The following is an 18,043-nucleotide window of genomic DNA, read 5'->3' as shown; positions in this document are numbered from 1 at the left end:
CTGGCAGGATCGTCGGGTCGACGAGCGGAGGAGGGTGCTGTGGCGAACGCGCACAGGGCGACTCCGGGCCCGCGGCTCGGGCGGTCCGACCGCTCCCACGCCGGCTCGGCGGGCGACGCCGAGCTGATCGACCGGGTGCGGGAGGGCGACGCGGCGGCCTCGGCCGAGCTGTGGCGACGGCACGCGCCCGCGGCTCGGTCCGTCGCACGGGCGTGGTCCACCCTCGACGCCGACGACCTCGTGTCGGAGGCGTTCCTCCGCACCCTCGACGCGCTCGCCCGCGGCGGCGGACCCGACGGCGCCTTCCGCCCCTACCTCTTCACCTCCGTCCGCAACGTCGCGTCCAGCTGGGGGCGGCGCGGAGCGCGGGAGCGGCCGCTCGAGGACGACGTGGCGACCCCCGAGGACGGACCGGAGGAGCGCGCCCTCGCAGCGCTGGACCGCGATCTCGGCGTGCGCGCCTTCCGCGCACTACCCGCCCGCTGGCGCGAGGTGCTCTGGTACACGGCGGTCGAGGGGATGAGCCCGGCCGAGGCCGCACCGCTGCTGGGCCTGCGACCGAACGGAGTGGCCGCGCTCGGGCACCGCGCCCGGGAGGGCCTGCGCGGGGCGTGGATCCAGGAGCACGTGGCCGCGAGCGCGGCCGACGGCGAGTGCCGGTGGGTCCTCGAGCGAGCGGGCGCGCACACTCGCGGGCGGCTGCCGATCCGGGACCGGCGGCGGGCGGACGCTCATCTCGCGACGTGCGAGTCCTGCCGCGCGGCCCTCGCCGAGGCGGCGGGAGCGGGCGCACGGCTGGCGATGCTGCTGCTGCCTCTCGCGGCGGGAGTCGGCGGGGCGGCGGCGTACGGCGCGGCGGGCGGTGCTGCAGGGGCGTCGGCGGGTGCGGCGGCCGGGGCGTCCGCGAGCGGAGCGGGTGCGTCCGCGAGCGGAGCGGGTGCGTCGGTGGTCGGAGTGTCGGCCGGCGCGGGAGCGAGCGCGTCTCTCATCGCCGCAGTGGCCGTGACGGGGGTCGTCACCGCGGGTCTCGCTCTCGCCGCGCTCCTGCCGCCGGCGGGACCGCCCGCTGAGCAGCAGGTCGCGGTGGCACCCGTCGCCCCCGTCACCATCGAGGCGTCGGCGCCGACCGACCTCGCGGCGACGCCGGACACCGTCGCCTCGCCGACCCCGACCGCCACGGCCGGCGCGTCGCCGTCCACCGCCGTCGCGCTCGGTCCGCAGCCGGTCGCGGCACCCGCGCCCGCACCCGCCCCACGCCCCGCGCCGGAGCCGAGCGCCGTGGTGCCGGAGCCCGGTCCGACCGCACCCGTGACGGCCGTCCCGTCCCCCGTCCCGACGACGACGGACTCGCCGCGGCCGACACCGACGGCCTCGCTCCCGGCGACCCCCGCACCGACCCCGTCGAGAACGCCGACACCGACCCCGACACCGTCGACGCCGACCCCCGCTCCGACGAGTCCGACGCCGACCGCCGTCCCGACGGCTGCACCTCCGACCCTCGCCCTGACAGCGGACCCCTCCGGGAGGCTCCTCCCCGACGCGCACGGCACGGCCGCTCCGGGCGCGGTGGTGACCGTCGAGGACGCGGCCGGCGGCGCGGTCCGCGCCTCGACCCGCGCCGACGCCGACGGCACCTGGTCGATCGAGCCGCTGCCCCTCCCTCCGGGCGCCACGACGATCGTCGCCGTCTCCGACGGGCGCAGCGCCCCGGTGACCGTCCGGCTGCAGGCTCCGCGACCGCTCGCTCCGGCCACGGCGAGCGCCGGCGACGGGGTCCCGCTCGTCGTGCTGTCGGCGACCGGACAGGTGGACGTGCTCGTCGACGGCGTGCTCCGGCGCAGTGTCTCTGCACGAGCCCCGGGATTCACGGTCTCACTCGACCTCGCCGCCGGCGAGCACCGCGTCGGCGTGAGGTACGCCTCCTCGGACGGCCGCTACGGGGCCGAGGCGACCACGCGGGTGCGGGTCCTCCAGGACGCGGCCGCCAGCAGTGCCACGGCCAGCACGAGTCCCGCCGCGTAGACCACGGCGGTGCTCTCGAGGCCGAACGCCCCGTAGACGACCGAGCCGACCAGCGCTCCCGCTCCGATCCCGGCGTTGAACGACGCCGTGTAGACCGCCGTCGCAATGTCGCGGATCAGCGGATCCGCCACCTGCAGCAGTCGCGTCTGCAGCAGCGAGGGCAGCACCCCGAACGCGACTCCCCATATCGCGAAGGCGGGCAGCGCGAAGAGGGGCTGCGCCGGCGCCAGGTTCAGCACGACGGACGAGACGAGGACGACGCTCAGCGCGAGCAGGAGGGCGGCGACCGGTCGGCGGGTGACCGCACGCGTGCCGGCGATGACGAGTCCGACCGCTCCGGCGGCTCCGTAGACGAAGAGCAGCGGCGACACCGCCCCGGCGGGCGCCTCCATCCGCTCGGTCGCGAAGGGGACGAGGTAGGTGGTGAAGGCGTAGTGGCCGGTCATCGCGACGGCGACCGCGACGCAGAGCACGGCGACCGCGCCGACGCCGCGGCCGGGCCGCAGCGCCTGGATCGAGCCCGTGGTGGTGGTCGGGACGGGGGTCTCGACGCTCGGGAGCACGCGGAGGACCAGCAGGACCCCCACCGCCATCAGCCCGGCCACGATCAGGAACGACACCCGCCAGCCGACGAGCTGCCCGAGCGCCGTGCCCAGCGGCACGCCGAGGACGAAGGCGAGCGTGCCGCCCGCGAAGGTGACCGCCACCGCCCGCCCGAGATCGCGCGGGCGGACGAGGCGGGCGGAGTAGGCGCCGACGACCGCCCAAAAGAGCCCGTGCCCCGCGCCGCCGACGATCCGGGCCGCGATGAGGAGGGGGTAGCTGGGCGCGAGCGCCGTCGCGACCGTGCCCAGCGTGAGCACGACGAGGACCGCGAGCAGGAGGGTGCGCCGGGGCACGCGGCGGGTGAGCAGCGCCAGCGGAGTGCTCGAGAGCACCACGGTGAACGCGAAGACGGTGACGAGCAGACCCGCCTGCGCCGGGGAGACGCCGAACGACGCACCGAGCTCCGGCAGCAGCCCGGTGGGCATCATCTCGGCGGTCACGGACAGGAAGATCACGCTCGAGAGGACGAGGAGCGGCGGCCAGGGGAAGCGGTCGCGGGCGGTCGGCGGCGCGGTGCGGACGGGGAGGACGGGTGAGGACATCGGAGTGCTCCGAGAGGCGAGTCCTGCCGCGGCGGCGGCTCCGCTCGAGGCGGTGGCGGCCCGAGGGCGGAGGATCGGCTGCGCGCCGTCGTGCGCGCCCGGGGCCGCGGGGAGTGCCGACGACCGCTGCCAGCCTACCCGCGGGCGTGGGGAGGGGTCCAGGACGGACGGCTCCCGGCCGTTATCCTGGGCGGATGCAGTCCGACCCCGCAGCGCCCGCCTCCGACCGGCCCGTGCCCACCGGCACCGAGTTCACCGGGGTCGGCGACGGAGGTCCCGGCAACCACTGGACCCTCACGTTCGCGTGCCCGGACCTGCCCGGCATCGTCCACGCCGTCTCGGGCGCGGTCGTGCACGCGCGCGGCAACATCACCGAGAGCCAGCAGTTCTCGAGCGCTGACACCGGCCGCTTCTTCATGCGCCTGCAGGTCGAGTCGCCGGTGACCCGCGAGGAGTTCGAACGGGCGCTCCAGCCCATCACCGAGCACTACGGGATGACCTGGCGGCTGGACGTCGTCGGGCGTCCCCTGCGGACCCTGGTGCTGGCCTCGACCGCGGCGCACTGCGTCAACGACCTGCTGTTCCGCCAGCGCGCCGGTCAGCTGGCCGTGGACGTGCCGCTGATCCTGTCGAACCACGGAGTGCTGCGCGATCTCGCGGAGTTCTACGGAGTGCCGTTCGAGTCGCGCCCGGTCGTGTCGCCGGAGTCGAAGCGGGAGTTCGAGGAGCGGGTCGTCGAGGTCGTCGAGCAGCACGACATCGAGCTCGTCGTGCTCGCGCGCTACATGCAGATCCTCTCCCCCGAGCTCTGCGCGCGCCTGGCCGGCCGCGCCATCAACATCCATCACTCGTTCCTGCCCGGCTTCAAGGGCGCGAACCCCTACAAGCAGGCGCACGCGCGCGGCGTGAAGCTGATCGGCGCGACCGCCCACTTCGTCACGAGCGACCTCGACGAGGGTCCGATCATCGAGCAGAACGTCGTGCGCGTCGACCACTCGCACTCCCCCGCGCAGCTCGTCGCGATCGGTCAGGACGAGGAGAGCCGCACCCTCACCCAGGCGGTCAAGTGGTTCGCGGAGGACCGCGTGCTGCTCGACGGGGCGCGCACGATCATCTTCAAGTAGCGGCGCCCGCGGCCGCTGCCGATACGGCGGGCGCGGCCCGGCGCAGCGGCAGCCTCGCGGCGAGCGCCAGGGGGATCGCGAGGACGGCCAGGACCGCGAGCTCGACGGCACGCTGGTCCGGGGCGACGAAGGACAGCACGAGCTCCGGGGCCACCATCGCGACGATCACGACCGAGTAGCTCGCTGCGGCCCCTGCAAGGACCAGAGCTGCGGCGAGGACGAGGGCCGCGACCGTGTCCCGTGCCACGCCGGCGACGCCGCGGGACGGGAACGCGCCGCACAGTGCGGGCGGAGCGAGGACAGCGAGGACCGGCGCACCGGGTCCCCTCCACCCGTTCGTCGTCGCCGCCGCGACGAGGACCACGAGGCCGACGACGCAGGCGAGTGCCAGGAGGCGAGCCGCTGCCGTCCGCCCCGTCACGGCCAGACCGGCGGCGACCGAGAGACCCGCCGCGACGAGGACCGTCGGATTCGAGAAGGGGCCGAGGAAGCCCCCGGCGACGCGGCCGTCGCTCCACGTGACCGTGACCGCGTAGAGGAGGGCGAGCACCGCCGCAACGACGAGTGCTGCGGCCGTCGTCCTCCGACGGTCGCTCCGACGCCAGGAGTGATGCGCGATGCCGTCGATCACGAGGTGCAGAGCCTCACCGCGAGCGGGGTGCTCGCGGCCGTGGGCCTCCGCGTCGTCGAGGAGCATCCCGAGCACCACATCGCCGTGCTCGCGTCGCCAGTCTTCCGGGTACCAGCGGAGGAGACGGCGGTAGCTCCGCTCGGCGCTCATGCCGTCACTCCCTCGGGCCGCGCGGACAGACCCGCCCGCGCCTGCTCGACCATCGTCTCGAGCCGGCCGAGTTCCGCGGCGAGGGCCGCGGCCCCGGCGCCGGTCAGCCGGAAGAACCGCCGCAGCCGTCCGTCCGACACCTCCTCGCCGTCGACCGCCACGAGGCCGTCTGCCGCGAGGCGCTCGAGGGCGGAGTAGAGCGTCGGCACCTTCAGCACCGCGTCTCCCGACGAGAGCTCGCGGGCCTCAGCCAGGATCGCGTAGCCGTGCCTCCTCCCCCGCGACAGCACGGTGAGGATCCAGAACGCCGTCGGCGGGAGCGGAGGTGTCATGATCACGAGAATACTCTCCGGTCGAGAGTATGGGAAGCCCGGGCGACGGCGGAGGCGTCACTCCCCCAGGGTGATGGCTCGGAGGGCCCGGACGTGCGAGTCGAACGCGGCGGCTCCGGGTCGGGTCAGCGACACCCACGTCACGCGCCGCGAGTCGCTCCGGGCGGAGGACGAACTCTTGAGACTGCTCGTGAAGCCGGCGTCGGCGAGGACCTTCAGATGCTTCGAGAGCGTCGCGTCGCTCACTCCGAGGGTGTCGCGCAGGACGCCGAAGTCGACTCCGTCGCCGGCCCGCAGCAGGCCGCAGATGCGCAGCCGGAGCGGCGCGTGGATGACCTCGTCGAACCGCGCGTCAGCGGACACGGCGCATCCGCTCGCGGGCCGAGGCGGTGAAGGCGGAGGTGGCGCCGACTCCGACCGCGAACGCCACCGCCGTCGGCAGGGCCACCCAGCCGTGCAGATCGAACGAGGCGAACCCGAGGGCGACGCTGTAGAGCGCGAGCACCAGGACGAGTGCCGCGCCGGTGAGCAGCCACGGCATCGCGCCGAGGCGTCCGAGCGCGACGCCGGTCGCGCGACGGTAGGCCCAGAGCAGCACGGCGCCGAGGGCGAGCGCGGGCAGGATCCCGCCGGGCAGGTCCTCGCCGGCGGCGGGGCGCACCACGAAGAGTGCGGCGACCAGGCCGAAGCCGACTGCGAGCCACCAGGGGGTGCGGACGCGGTCGGCCAGACGGGCACGGTCGGCGGACAGCTCGCGGAGGATGTCGTCGTTTTCCATAGTGGAAAGTCTTGCAGAGACTTTCCGAGCGGGCAAGAGACTCTCGGGCTCCGCCGGGGCGGGCCGGTTAGCATGGTCGGCGTGAATCCAGCGAGAGCGACCGCAGCGGACCGCGACCCCCGGATCGGCCCGAACGCCGTCGTGCGCTTCGTGCTCGAGCTGTTCGCGCTGATCACGTTCGGCCTCTGGGGCTTCAGCAGCTTCGACGTGCCACTGAACATCGTCGTCGGCATCGGCGCTCCCGTTCTCGCCGCTCTCGTCTGGGCGCTCTTCCTCTCGCCGCGCGCCGTCCTCGCGATCGACGTCTACGGCCGCTCCCTGATCGAGCTCCTCGTCTTCGGAGCCGCGGCGCTCGCCTGGCTCGATCTCGGGCAGCCGGTCGTCGCGATCGCGTTCGGCGTCGTCGCGATCGTCTCGGGCGTCATCGCCGGGCGCCGCTCGATCTCGTAGCAGCGCCAGCGACGGCGCTCGATCTCCCGGAAGCGCCACCGACGACGGACGGCCGCCCCGCCGCTCCCGGAGGAGCGAGCAGGACGGCCGTCGTGTCGAGCGGGCGACTACTCCGCCGCGGTCTCCTCACGCAGCGCCACGGCGCGGCGTCGGACTCCGGTGATGACCGCTCCGGCGCCGATCAGCGCCAGCGCGGCGGCTCCGAGGAGCCCTCCCTGGAAGCCCGTCGAGGGCAGGTGACCCGGTCCGCCGGTGCCGGGCAGGCCCGGTCCGGAGGTCGGCGACGACGTCGGCGCGGGGCCGGCGGTCGGTCCGGCGGTCGGAGTCGCGGTCGGCTCCGGTGCACCGGTCGGCGCGGGCGTCGCGGTCGGCTCCGCGGTCGGGGTCGCGGTCGGCTCGGCCGTGGGCGTCGCGGTCGGCTGCGGTCCGGGCGAGACGTCCTCGGTCACGTCGACGCTCACGAGCGTCGCGAGTCCCGAGTCCGCGTAGGCGATGCGCCCGAGGTACTGCGCGGGGCCCGCCAGGTCCGACCATGAGACCGAGTACGACGTGGGCTCGCCGAGCACGGCGTCCACGGTCTCGGGCTCGGTCGTGAGCGAGCCGAGGCCGCCCTCCTCGGTGACGACGAAGCTGCGCAGGTCGAAGGCGACGGTGTCGTCGGATCCGACCGCGTAGATGTCGGCGGTCACCCGGTAGGTGCCCGCGTCCGGCGAGTCGAGGTCGACCCGCTCGTCGGCGGAGGCGGTGGCCGAGACGGCCTCGCCTGCGGGCTCACCGTCGGCGTCCAGCAGCTCGACGTACAGGTCCAGGTCGGACGTGTCGTCGATCGCATCGAGGTCGAAGCGCGCGAAGGTCGCACCCTCGGGCACCTCGACGCTCGTCACGAACGTCTCCCCCGCGGGCAGGACGCCCGAGTGGCCGTCCTCGGCCGACTCGTCCTCGGCCAGCACTCCCCGGGCGAGTCCGCTCGGCGAGAGCGGCAGCGCGCCGTCGATGCCGGGCGTGATCGTGGCGGTCGTGGATCCGGTCGAACCGGACCCCGAGACCTCGAACGGCGCGTCGAGCAGCACCGGGCGCACGGCCACGGGGCTGCGCACCTCGTGCTCGGCGCTCGTCCAGGTGAGGTAGCCCGTCGCGAACTCGGCGAGCCCGGCGTCCTCGGTCGTGAAGGTGACCGTGTACTCGGCGCTCTCGCCCGCCGCCCCGAAGGTCAGGGTCTGGGGCGAGACGACGGCATCGATCCCGGGCACGTCGATCGAGGCGGTGTACACGCCGGGACCGGTCGCGGTGACCGTGCGCGTGACCGTCTGCGTGCCCGCGAGCGAGCCGATGGCGATCGAGGGCTGGTTCAGGTCGGACGGGTCGATGGCGTCGACCGCGAAGTCGGGGTCGAACACGTAGCCCGCGCCCTTGAGGAACGCGATCCAGTCGGTCGGGCCGCTCTCGTAGAGCAGTCCCGGGTCCAGGAACGCGGTCGGGTCGACGTGTCCGGCGCCCTGCGCGAAGACGTCGGTGGAGGGGTTCCCCGCCTGGTCGACGCTGTCGTACGCGGTCGTCATCATGGCCGACTTCACGGCCGACGGGGAGGCGGTCGGAGAGACGCCGAGGATCAGCGCCGCGAGGCCCGCCACGTGCGGCGAGGACATCGAGGTCCCCGACTCGAACGCGAAGGCCGGGTCGTCGCCCTCCTCGTTGAAGGAGTCGGCGAGGATCGCGACTCCGGGAGCCGTGAGGTCGGGCTTGAGCACGTCGGTGCCGTCGGCCTCGGCAGGGCCGCGCGACGAGAAGCCGGCGACCTGCGGGACGGGGATCTCGGCGCCCGTGAGGTTGCCCTCGCTGAGCTCGACGGTCGCGCCGTCGGTGGAGGCGTACTCGGTGATCGCCTCGTAGGCCTGGGAGTCGATCTGGATGGACGGGACCGAGTGGTCGTCGACGTGCAGCGCGTTGGGGGTCGGGTTCAGCAGCAGCATGCCGACGCCGCCGGCCCGCTCGACCTCGGCCGACTTGGAGACGCGCGCGGTGGTGCCCGCGGTGCAGGCCACGACGGCGCCCTTCACCTTGTCGGGGTCCAGCGTGCCGGGCGCGCAGATCTCGGGCGTCTCGGTGCCGGAGCGAACGACGTCGGCGCTGTTCACCAGCGGAGCCTCCAGGTCCTCGTGGACCGAGATGGAGCCGCCGACGAACGCCTGACCGTCACCCAGGGTGGCGGTCGCCGTGTACGACGGGATCGAGGACGCGGCGACCGTGGTGTACCACGGCGAGGCGTGGTCGAGGGTCGAGGCGTCGGGGCCCGAGTTGCCCGCGGAGGCCGCCACGAAGACGCCCGCCGCCGCGGCGTTCAGGAACGCCTCGTCGTAGAGGGTGAGCGTGGAGGTCGCGGAGCCGCCGCCGATCGAGAAGTTGATCACGTCGACGCCGTCCGTCACGGCCGCCTCGATCGCGCCGAGGATGCCGGGGCCGGAGCAGAAGTCGTCGTCGTCCGTGCCCTCGACGTCGCCGTTCCAGCAGACCTTGTAGGCCGCGACCTTCGCCGCCGGGGCGACACCCGAGATGGTGCCGTAGTCGTAACCGTCGACGCTCGCCTCGACGTCGACGTTGCCGGCGGCGGTGCTCGCGGTGTGCGAGCCGTGCCCGTCGGCGTCGCGGGGAGACAGGAACTCGGGGTTGTCGTCCGAGCCGACCTTCTCGGAGTCGCCGAGGAACCAGCGCGCGCCGATCAGCTTCTGGCTGCACTCGTCGCCGTCCCACTGCTGGGAGGAGTCGGAGCCGGTCTCGCACGCGCCGACGAACTCGCCGCCGTCGGACTTGCGGTAGGTGATGGTCTCGCCGTCCGTGTACGGCGCGGCTCCCGGCGACGTGGCCAGGGGCGGTCCGTCGAACGAGGCGTTCTCGGGCGCGATGCCGGAGTCGATGACACCGACGACGATGCCCGCTCCCGCGGCGTCGACGCCGCCGACCGCGTTCCAGACGCCGTCCTCGCCCTCGAGGCCGAGGAAGTCGGTCGAGCGCTGCTGCCCGGTGTCGGGCACGGGAGTGCCGGCGCCCGGCTCCGCCGTGACCAGCGGAGCGGTCTGAGCGGCTCCGCGAGCCCGGTCGAGGGTGAGGTCCTCGATCTCGCGCACCTGCGCGACGTCCTTGCGGTTCGCGAGGACGCTCGCCTGCGCGCCGGTGAGGGTGGCCGAGAAGCCGTTGAGGGCCACCGTGTAGTGGTAGCCGATCCGCGCGTCGACCGCGGCGGCGACGGCGTCCTGGCGCTTCTCCAGGTGCTCGGCGTAGTCCTCCACCGGAGCGGAGCGGGCCTGCAGCTGCGCCCCGGCGTCGGGTGCGGTGCGGGCGAAGCGGGCATCGGTGCCCTCGTAGGTCGCGGCGGACGGCTCGACGAGGGTGACGACGTAGTCGCCGTCGTCGAAGTTCTGCAGCGACGAGAGGCCGCCGACGAGGGAGGCGCTCCCGATCACGGGGGCGGCGCTGGCGCCCGTGGCGGCGAAGGCGGCGGAGGCGGCGACGCCGAGGGCGGCCAGACCCGCGAGGATCCGCCTCTCCGCGCGTCGGACTCTCGGTGGGTGGAAGGGCTGGATCGGCAAACGATGTCCTCTACTCGCAGTCGCTGAGAACCGGATCGGTTCCCGCATAGAAACGACCCTACGAACTCGATTGCCGGGCTCTGTTACGAACAGGTAACGAAGTACCTGAAAGGGTGACGCCTCCCGTTGGCACTCTCCGGGGTCGAGTGCTAAATTCGAGGCAGTTGAGTCGAGTCGGCTCAACTCGAGACTCATCCGTTGCCAGACCGAATGGAGTGATTCCCATGGCCGTCACCTACGACCCCGTCCGCGAGCTCGACCGCTTCGCCTCCGCCCTCTTCGGCTCGGGCCAGGGCCCCCGCCGCATGCCGATCGACCTGTACCGCGACGGTGACCACTACGTGCTCACCGCCGACCTGCCGGGCATCGACCCCGGATCCGTCGATGTGGACGTCGACGGGCAGCTGCTCACGATCCGCGCGCAGCGCACCGTCTCGAGCGGGGACGGAGTCACCTGGATCACTCGGGAGCGCCAGTCGGCCACCTTCGTGCGCCAGCTGAGCCTGGGCCAGGGCGTCGACACCGAGCGCATCTCGGCGTCGTACGACAACGGCGTGCTGTCGGTCACGATCCCCGTGTCCGAGAAGGCGCGCTCCCGCAAGATCGAGGTCGTCTCGACCTCGCACCCCGAGCAGGTGCAGCTGAGCGAGGCGCACTCGGAGTAGCTCGGACCCTCCGGCGGGGCGGCGCGCGCGAGCGGCCGCCCCGCCGTCGCGTGCGGCGGCACCGCCGTACGCTGGCACCATGCGCGCCACGACTCCCGACGCCGCCGTCGGACTCCTGCTCCCCCGTGATCTCACCGCCTCGCAGGTCCTCCCCTACGCCCGCCGCGCCGAGGCCGCGGGCTTCGACGAGCTCTGGGTCGTCGAGGACCTCGGCTTCCGCGGCGGCATCGCCCAGGCCGCGGCCGTCCTCGCCGCGACCGAGCGGATCGTCGTGGGCATCGGCATCCTGCCCGCCGCCGCCCGCGCCGCCGCGTTCACCGCCATGGAGCTGGGCACGCTCGCCGAGCTGTTCCCCGGCCGCGTGCACGCCGGCATCGGGCACGGCATGCCGCACTGGATGCGCGGCTTGCGCATCTGGCCGGCCAGCCCCCTCACGCTCCTCGAGGAGCAGTTCGACGCCGTCCGCTCCCTGCTCTCGGGCGAGGAGACGACGCGCGACGGCCGCTACGTCGCGGTCGACTCGCTCCGTCTCGAGACCCCGCCGACGGTGCTCCCGCCGCTGCTCGCCGGCGTCCGCGGACCCCGCTCGCTCGAGCTGGCCGGCCGCATCGCCGACGGCGTCGTGCTCGCCGAGCCGGTCACTCCGGAGTACCTCGCCACCGCCCGCGGGCACCTCGGCACGGGGGGCCGCGTGGTCGCCTACAACGTGGCCGCCGTCGACGACGACGCCTCGGCGGCGCGCGACCGCGTCCGCCCCGGCCTCGAGTGGATCGGCGAGCCGGACTGGGCGCCGCACATCGACCCGCTGCCCTTCGCGGCCGAGTTCCGCGCCCTGCGCGAGCGGAGCGCCGATCGCGCCGCCTTCGTCCGCGACCTGCCCGACGAGTGGGTCGACCAGCTGGCGGTCGTCGGCACCCCCTCGGCTGCCCGCGCGCGGATCGCGCAGCTCCACGACGCCGGCGCCGCGAGCGTCGTGCTCATGCCCTCGGGGCCGGACGCGATGGCGGCTCTGGATCGGCTCGCCCGCGTGCTCTGAGCACCTCCGGACCCCGGGAACGCGGTCGGCCCGCGGGATCCGAGGATCCTGCGGGCCGAAGCGTGCTCTGCGAGCCGGAGGCGGGCTACGCCGACATGCGCGCCTTGAGGTTCTCGTCGAGCGTCGCGAGGAACTCCTCCGTCGTCTGCCAGCCCTGGTCGGGGCCGACGAGCAACGCGAGGTCCTTCGTCATCTTGCCGGACTCGACCGTCTTGATGACGACGTCCTCGAGCGCGAGCGAGAAGTCGATGAGCTCCTGGTTGCCGTCGAGCTTGCCGCGGTGCGCGAGGCCGCGCGTCCAGGCGTAGATCGAGGCGATCGGGTTCGTCGAGGTGGGCTTGCCCGCCTGGTGCTGGCGGTAGTGGCGCGTGACCGTGCCGTGCGCCGCCTCGGCCTCGACGACGGAGCCGTCGGGCGTCGAGAGGACCGAGGTCATGAGGCCCAGCGAGCCGAAGCCCTGCGCCACGGTGTCGGACTGCACATCGCCGTCGTAGTTCTTGCAGGCCCAGACGTAGCCGCCCTCCCACTTCATGGCCGAGGCGACCATGTCGTCGATGAGGCGGTGCTCGTAGGTCAGGCCGGCAGCGTCGAAGCGCTCCTTGAACTCGGTCTGGAAGATCTCCTCGAAGATGTCCTTGAAGCGGCCGTCGTAGGCCTTCAGGATCGTGTTCTTCGTCGAGAGGTAGACCGGGTAGTTGCGGGTCAGCCCGTAGTTCAGCGACGAGCGCGCGAAGTCGCGGATCGACGCGTCCTGGTTGTACTGGACCTGCGCGATGCCGTCGTCGGGCGCCTTGTAGACCTCGAACTTCATCGGCTCGGAGCCGTCCTCGGGGGTGAACTCGACGGTGAGCGTGCCCTTCCCCTTGAAGACGAAGTCCGTGGCGCGGTACTGGTCGCCGAAGGCGTGGCGGCCGATGATGATCGGCTTGTTCCAGCCCGGCACGAGGCGCGGGATGTTCGAGATGATGATCGGCTCGCGGAAGATCACGCCGCCGAGGATGTTGCGGATCGTGCCGTTGGGCGACTTCCACATCTTCTTCAGGCCGAACTCCTCGACCCGCGCCTCGTCGGGCGTGATGGTCGCGCACTTGACGCCCACGCCGTGCTTCTGGATGGCGTGCGCCGCGTCGATCGTGACCTGGTCGTCGGTCGCGTCGCGGTGCTCCATGCCGAGGTCGTAGTACTCGAGATTCACGTCGAGGTACGGGTGGATGAGGGTGTCCTTGATCTTCTGCCAGATGATCCGCGTCATCTCGTCGCCGTCGAGCTCGACGACGGTTCCCTCAACCTTGATCTTGGACATTGCTCTCCCATGGTCTCGTGAAGCGCCCCGCCTCTGCGCGGGACGGGCGGCTCTCGGCCGCGTCACACGGCCTCAACCAGCTTACCCGAGGGGCCAACTGTCTCGACGTCGAGAGAGTTCCGGGGAGCGGCCGGGTCGCCGGGCGATGCGTCGTCCGCCGGGAGGATGCCGCCCGCCGACCGGCCCGCTAGATTGACCGCATGAGTGCACTGCGTCTGGAAGAGCTGTCGGCCTCGAACATCTCCGCCGTCAACGGCCTGAGCCTCAAACCCGGCCAGGAGCAGTTCGTCGCGCCCGTCTCCTACTCCGCCGCCGCGGCCGTGATCGATCCCGGAGCCGCCTGGCAGCGCGCGATCCTCGACGGCGACGAGCTCGTCGGATTCCTCCACGCGCACTTCGACGAGAACGCCGCGGAGGAGTTCCGCAGCTGCATCTGGCGCATCAACATCGACGCGGCGAAGCAGGGCCGCGGAGTCGGCACCTTCGCCGTCCGCGCCGCCGCCGACGAGGCGCGCAGCCGGGGCTTCGACACCCTCACCGTGATCTGGGAGTCCGGCGAGGACGGTCCCGACCAGTTCTTCCGCTGGGTCGGCTTCGAGGTCGTCGGCGAGACCCCGTACGGCGAGAACATCGGGGCTCTGAAGCTCTGACCCCTCGGGACCTCCGGGACGGATCGTCCGACCGGATCGACCCAGGAGCCGGAGGCGCACCCGACTTCGTCACGGCCGTGCTGGCCGTCGTCGAGTCGATCCCTCGCGGGCACGTGATGGCCTACGGAGACGTCGCCGCGGTCCTCGGGACCCGTGCCGCCCGGGCGGTCGGCACCGTGATGGCCCGATACGGCTCCGGCACCGCGTGGTGGCGCGTCGTCCGCTCCGGCGGCGCTCCTCCGATCGGCCACGAGGACCGCGCCCGGGCGGAGTACGAGCGGGAGGGCACCCCGCTGGTCGAGACGCCGAGCGGCTACCGCGTCGACGTGCGGACCGCTCGCTGGAGCGGTCCGTCCGCCGGCGCCTAGACCAGCGAGTCCCGCCAGGCGGCGTGCAGCACGGCGAAGCGGCCCTCCCCGGCGATCAGGTCGGCCGGAGTCCCGTCCTCGACGATGCGCCCGTGCTCCATCACCAGCACCCGGTCGGCGATCGCGACCGTCGACAGCCGGTGCGCGATGATCACCGCGGTCCGATCGGCGAGCAGCGTCTGCAGGCCCTGCTGCACGAGCCGCTCGCTCGGGATGTCGAGCGAGGACGTCGCCTCGTCGAGGATGAGCACCGCCGGGTCCGCGAGGAACGCGCGCGCGAACGAGATCAGCTGGCGCTGCCCGGCCGAGACGCGGCCGCCGCGCTTGTTCACGTCGGTGTCGTAGCCGTCCGGCAGCGACACGATGAACTCGTGCGCCCCGACCGCCTTCGCAGCGCCCACGATCTCGTCGTAGGTGGCCGAGGGCCGGCCGATCGCGATGTTGTCGGCGACGGAGCCCGAGAAGAGGTACGCCTCCTGCGTCACCATCACGATTGCGCGGCGGAGGTCCTTCGGGTGCAGCTGCCGCAGGTCGACGCCGTCGAGGGTCACCACTCCGTCGGTCGGGTCGTAGAAGCGCGAGAGCAGCTTCGCCAGGGTCGACTTGCCCGCACCGGTCGATCCGACGAGGGCGATCGTCTGCCCGGCGGGAATGTCGAGGTCGAAGCGCGGCAGGATCTCCCGATCGGCCGTGTACGCGAAGCGCACGCCCTCGAACCCGATGCGCCCCCGTGCCTCGTAGAGGTCGACCGGTCGCGCGGGATCCGGCACGCTCGGCTCCTCCGCCAGCACGCCCGAGATCTTCTCGAGGGCCGCGGCGGCCGACTGGTAGGAGTTGTAGAACATCGCCATCTCCTCCATCGGGTCGAAGAAGCGGCGCGTGTAGAGCAGGACCGCGAGCAGGGCCCCGATCTCGAGCCCGCCGTCGAGCACGCGGATGCCGCCCAGCAGCAGGACGACCGCGACGGTCACGTTGCCGATCAGCACGAGGCCGGGATCGAAGGTCCCGAAGAGCGCGAACACGCGCTTGTAGGTGACGCGGTAGCGCTCGACGAGCTCGCCGAACACCGACTCGTTGCGCGTCTCGGTGCGGAAGGCCTGCACGGCGCGGATGCCGGTCATCGTCTCGACGAACTGCACGATCAGCCGCGACGACGCGACGCGGGTGCCGCGGAACAGCGCCTGCGACCGCTTCTGGAACCAGCGGGTCAGGATCGCTAGCGGGACGAGTGCGCCGGCGAGCACGAGACCGCTCGGCGGGTCGAGCGAGACGAGCGCGATCGCCACGAAGCCCATGTAGAGCGCGCCCTGGACGAGCTGGTTGATGCCCGAGTCGAGCAGCTCGCGGATCGAGTCGAGGTCGCTCGTCTGCCGCGAGATGATGCGGCCCGAGGTGTAGTTCTCGTGGAACTCGAGGCTGAGCCGCTGCGTGTGCAGGAACACGCGCTTGCGGAGGTCCAGGAGGATCGCCTGGCTCACCCGCGCCGACAGCACCGTGTACCAGGCGACCAGGAGGGCGCCGGTGAGCCCGGTGAGGATGTACGCCCCGACGGCGAGCAGCAGCGGAGTCGCATCGCCGTCGAGCACCGCGGGCAGGCCGTTGTCGATCCCGGCCGCGATGAGCGCAGGTCCGGCGACCTGCGCCGCGGTGGAGACCACGACCACCACCGCGGTCAGGATCAGTCGCACCCGCAGCGGCCGCAGCAGCGACCCGAGGAGTCGCAGCGAGCGGCGGCGCATCGCCGCGGACTCGGCGCGCGTGAGGTCGTCGCGCTCCTCGAGGGAGCCGAGCGTGCTCATGAGGTGCTCTCCTGATCGATCGGGGCGGGCCGGGAGCCGACGCGCTCGGCGCCGGGCGCCCTGGACTGCTCGTCCTCCTCGAGGCTCGAGACGACGAAGCGGTAGTGGGGGCTCGTCGCCAGCAGCTCGCTGTGGGTGCCGACGGCGGTGACGCGCCCCTCCTCGAGGAGCGCGACGCGGTCGGCGAGCGCGACCGTGGACGGACGGTGGGCGACGATCAGGGCGGTCGTGTCGCCGAGGACGCGGCGCAGGCCCGCCTCGACCCGGGCCTCGGTGTCGACGTCGAGCGCCGACAGCGGGTCGTCGAGCACCAGCACCGACGGCCGCGCGGCGATCGCCCGGGCGAGGGCCAGCCTCTGCCGCTGCCCGCCGGAGAGGCTCATCCCCTCCTCGCCGACCGTGGTGTCGAGGCCGTCGGGGAGGGAGTGCACGAAATCGGCCTGGGCGATCTCGAGCGCCTCGAGCAGCTCCTCCTCGCTCGCCTCGGGACGCCCGAGGAGCACGTTCTCGCGGACGGACGTCGAGAAGAGCGTGGCGTCCTCGAAAGCCATGCCCACGTGCGAGCGGAGCTCCTCGCGGCGCAAGCGGCGCACGTCCACTCCGTCGATCTCGATCGAGCCGGCGGTCACGTCGTAGAGGCGCGGAAGGAGCGCGGTCAGCGTCGTCTTGCCCGACCCCGTCACTCCGACCAGGGCCATCGTCTCGCCCGGCTCGACCTCGAGGTCGACGCCGTCGAGCAGGTCGGCGGTGCTGTCGGGTGCGTCCTGGTAGCGGAAGTGGACGTCGCGGAACACGACCCGGCCGCGCGGCCGGGCGATCGTCTGGGGCGCCTCCGGATCGGTGATCGTGTTGCGACTGTCCATCACCTCGAAGTAGCGGTCGACGGCGGTGCGCGTGTCGAAGGTCATCGACAGGAGGAACCCGATCGACTCCACCGGCCAGCGCAGCACCGTGGCTGTGGCGAAGAAGGCGAACAGCTCGCCGACGCTCAGCTGACCGTCGGCGGCGAGGAACACTCCGCCGAGCAGGCACAGCGCGAACGCCACATCGGGCACGAGCAGGAGGATCAGCCAGATCCCCGCGATGGCCTTGGCCTTGGCGATCTCGGTGCCGCGCAGCAGCTCCGCCTGATCGGCGAAGCCCTCGAGGGCGTGCTTGCCGCGGCCGAACGCCTTCAGCACGCGGATGCCGTGCACCGACTGCTCGACAGTGGTCGCGAGATCGCCGGCCTGGTCCTGGCTGCGACGGGCGATGCTCGAGTAGCGCTTCTCGAAGAGGAAGCCGTAGATCCAGACGGGGATCGAGCAGACGATGAAGAGGACGCCGAGGATCGGGTTCCAGTACACCAGCACGCCGAAGCCGACGAGGATCGTCAGGGCGTTCACGACCAGCAGCACGAAGCCGAAGGCGATCCAGCGGCGGATGAGGCTCAGGTCGCTCACGGCGCGGGACAGCAGCTGGCCGCTCTGCCAGCGGTCGTGGAACGAGACGGGCAGGTCCTGCAGGCGCTGGTAGAGCGCGGTGCGCATCCGGGCCTCGACCCGCGTGCTCGGGGTCAGCACCATCCGGCGGCGGAGGGCGATCGCGACCGCTTCGAGCACGCCGAGGCCGAGGACCAGCAGCACGGGTCCGATCAGCGGACCGAGATCACCGGAGCTCGCTCCGTCGGTCAGCGGCCCGTCGACGAGTCGCTGGAGGACGATCGGGATGGCCAGCGAGACGAGGCTCGCCACGAGGGCGACCACGATGCCGAGGCTGAGGCGCGGCAGGGTGTCGCCGACGAACGGCAACAGGCGCAGCAGCACCGTCAGCGTGCTGGGGCGTTGGGCTGTCGGGGACGACGGTGCGGACGGGGAGGAGGGTGCGGACACAGGAGTGCTTTCGCGGCGAGGAGCGGAGGGCGCTGTCGGGCGCCGGAGAGGACGAGTGCCGCGGAGTCCGGCTCCGGGCAGCCTTGCAGGCTATACCCGGTCTCGCGGAGGTGTCCACCCGGGCCGGGGGAC

16 protein-coding genes are annotated in these 18,043 nt (G+C 72.9%); 7 read left to right on the top strand and 9 right to left on the bottom strand.

Annotation, left to right across the window (positions count from 1 at the left end):
* The first annotated feature begins 39 nt into the window (after positions 1–39).
* On the top strand, positions 40–2,022 hold the full coding sequence (locus tag ASF48_RS05400) for a sigma-70 family RNA polymerase sigma factor (RefSeq protein WP_055787567.1): 1,983 nt from the start codon (positions 40–42) through the stop codon (positions 2,020–2,022).
* Here the strand turns inward: ASF48_RS05400 and ASF48_RS05395 are convergent.
* Positions 1,935–3,170 carry an MFS transporter gene (locus ASF48_RS05395; RefSeq protein ID WP_055787564.1) on the bottom strand — a complete coding sequence of 412 codons (1,236 nt, stop codon included), beginning with the start codon at positions 3,168–3,170 and terminating at the stop codon, positions 1,935–1,937. The two genes, ASF48_RS05400 and ASF48_RS05395, sit on opposite strands and share 88 nt — an antisense overlap.
* Positions 3,171–3,364: 194 nt before the next feature.
* Between ASF48_RS05395 and purU the strand changes: the two genes are divergently transcribed.
* Positions 3,365–4,294 (top strand): formyltetrahydrofolate deformylase, encoded by a 930-nt coding sequence (purU, locus tag ASF48_RS05390; RefSeq protein WP_082480998.1) that lies wholly within the window; start codon positions 3,365–3,367, stop codon positions 4,292–4,294.
* Here the strand turns inward: purU and ASF48_RS05385 are convergent.
* The 4 genes from ASF48_RS05385 to ASF48_RS19855 are packed head-to-tail and all read right to left on the bottom strand — an operon-like array spanning position 4,287 to position 6,185.
* Positions 4,287–5,075, bottom strand: coding sequence for a hypothetical protein (locus tag ASF48_RS05385; protein WP_055787563.1), 789 nt, complete (start codon positions 5,073–5,075; stop codon positions 4,287–4,289). The genes purU and ASF48_RS05385 overlap by 8 nt on opposite strands.
* Positions 5,072–5,407 carry a PadR family transcriptional regulator gene (locus ASF48_RS05380; protein ID WP_055788976.1) on the bottom strand — a complete coding sequence of 112 codons (336 nt, stop codon included), beginning with the start codon at positions 5,405–5,407 and terminating at the stop codon, positions 5,072–5,074. Before ASF48_RS05380 ends, ASF48_RS05385 begins: the two co-directional genes overlap by 4 nt.
* 57 nt (positions 5,408–5,464) lie before the next feature.
* Positions 5,465–5,770 (bottom strand): transcriptional regulator, encoded by a 306-nt coding sequence (locus ASF48_RS19860; protein WP_055787560.1) that lies wholly within the window; start codon positions 5,768–5,770, stop codon positions 5,465–5,467.
* On the bottom strand, positions 5,760–6,185 hold the full coding sequence (locus tag ASF48_RS19855) for a hypothetical protein (RefSeq protein ID WP_055787558.1): 426 nt from the start codon (positions 6,183–6,185) through the stop codon (positions 5,760–5,762). Before ASF48_RS19855 ends, ASF48_RS19860 begins: the two co-directional genes overlap by 11 nt.
* Positions 6,186–6,266: 81 nt before the next feature.
* Here ASF48_RS19855 and ASF48_RS05365 point away from each other — a divergent pair, with 81 nt between their 5' ends.
* Entirely contained in the window at positions 6,267–6,635 is a 369-nt protein-coding gene (locus ASF48_RS05365; protein WP_235577183.1) for a YrdB family protein, read from the top strand.
* Between the two features lie 107 nt (positions 6,636–6,742).
* Here ASF48_RS05365 and ASF48_RS05360 read toward each other — a convergent pair whose 3' ends face one another.
* Entirely contained in the window at positions 6,743–10,219 is a 3,477-nt protein-coding gene (locus ASF48_RS05360) for a S8 family serine peptidase (protein WP_055787552.1), read from the bottom strand.
* A gap of 224 nt (positions 10,220–10,443) precedes the next feature.
* Here ASF48_RS05360 and ASF48_RS05355 point away from each other — a divergent pair, with 224 nt between their 5' ends.
* Together ASF48_RS05355 and ASF48_RS05350 are read left to right on the top strand one after the other, a co-directional pair.
* A complete protein-coding gene (locus ASF48_RS05355; protein WP_055787542.1) occupies positions 10,444–10,884 on the top strand; it encodes an Hsp20/alpha crystallin family protein in 441 nt (146 codons plus the stop codon).
* A 79-nt stretch (positions 10,885–10,963) separates the two neighbouring features.
* Positions 10,964–11,920 (top strand): LLM class flavin-dependent oxidoreductase, encoded by a 957-nt coding sequence (locus ASF48_RS05350; protein WP_055787539.1) that lies wholly within the window; start codon positions 10,964–10,966, stop codon positions 11,918–11,920.
* Between the two features lie 85 nt (positions 11,921–12,005).
* On the opposite strand, the gene ASF48_RS05345 is transcribed toward ASF48_RS05350, so the two are convergent.
* Positions 12,006–13,223, bottom strand: coding sequence for an NADP-dependent isocitrate dehydrogenase (locus tag ASF48_RS05345; protein WP_055787536.1), 1,218 nt, complete (start codon positions 13,221–13,223; stop codon positions 12,006–12,008).
* Between the two features lie 200 nt (positions 13,224–13,423).
* Here ASF48_RS05345 and ASF48_RS05340 point away from each other — a divergent pair, with 200 nt between their 5' ends.
* Entirely contained in the window at positions 13,424–13,873 is a 450-nt protein-coding gene (locus ASF48_RS05340; RefSeq protein WP_055787533.1) for a GNAT family N-acetyltransferase, read from the top strand.
* A 77-nt stretch (positions 13,874–13,950) separates the two neighbouring features.
* Positions 13,951–14,241, top strand: a complete 291-nt coding sequence (locus ASF48_RS05335) for an MGMT family protein (RefSeq protein ID WP_268788498.1) — start codon at positions 13,951–13,953, stop codon at positions 14,239–14,241.
* Here ASF48_RS05335 and ASF48_RS05330 read toward each other — a convergent pair.
* Positions 14,238–16,040, bottom strand: a complete 1,803-nt coding sequence (locus tag ASF48_RS05330) for an ABC transporter ATP-binding protein (protein WP_055787528.1) — start codon at positions 16,038–16,040, stop codon at positions 14,238–14,240. The two genes, ASF48_RS05335 and ASF48_RS05330, sit on opposite strands and share 4 nt — an antisense overlap.
* Positions 16,037–17,845 carry an ABC transporter ATP-binding protein gene (locus tag ASF48_RS05325; RefSeq protein WP_055787525.1) on the bottom strand — a complete coding sequence of 603 codons (1,809 nt, stop codon included), beginning with the start codon at positions 17,843–17,845 and terminating at the stop codon, positions 16,037–16,039. The genes ASF48_RS05330 and ASF48_RS05325 overlap by 4 nt, the downstream gene beginning before the upstream one ends.
* Between the last annotated feature and the right edge of the window lie 198 nt (positions 17,846–18,043).

The organism is Rathayibacter sp. Leaf299, assembly GCF_001423055.1.
Taxonomy (GTDB): Bacteria; Actinomycetota; Actinomycetes; order Actinomycetales; family Microbacteriaceae; genus Rathayibacter; species Rathayibacter caricis.
Note: the sequence above shows the minus strand (reverse complement) of the source record. Positions and strands in the feature narration are given on the sequence as shown.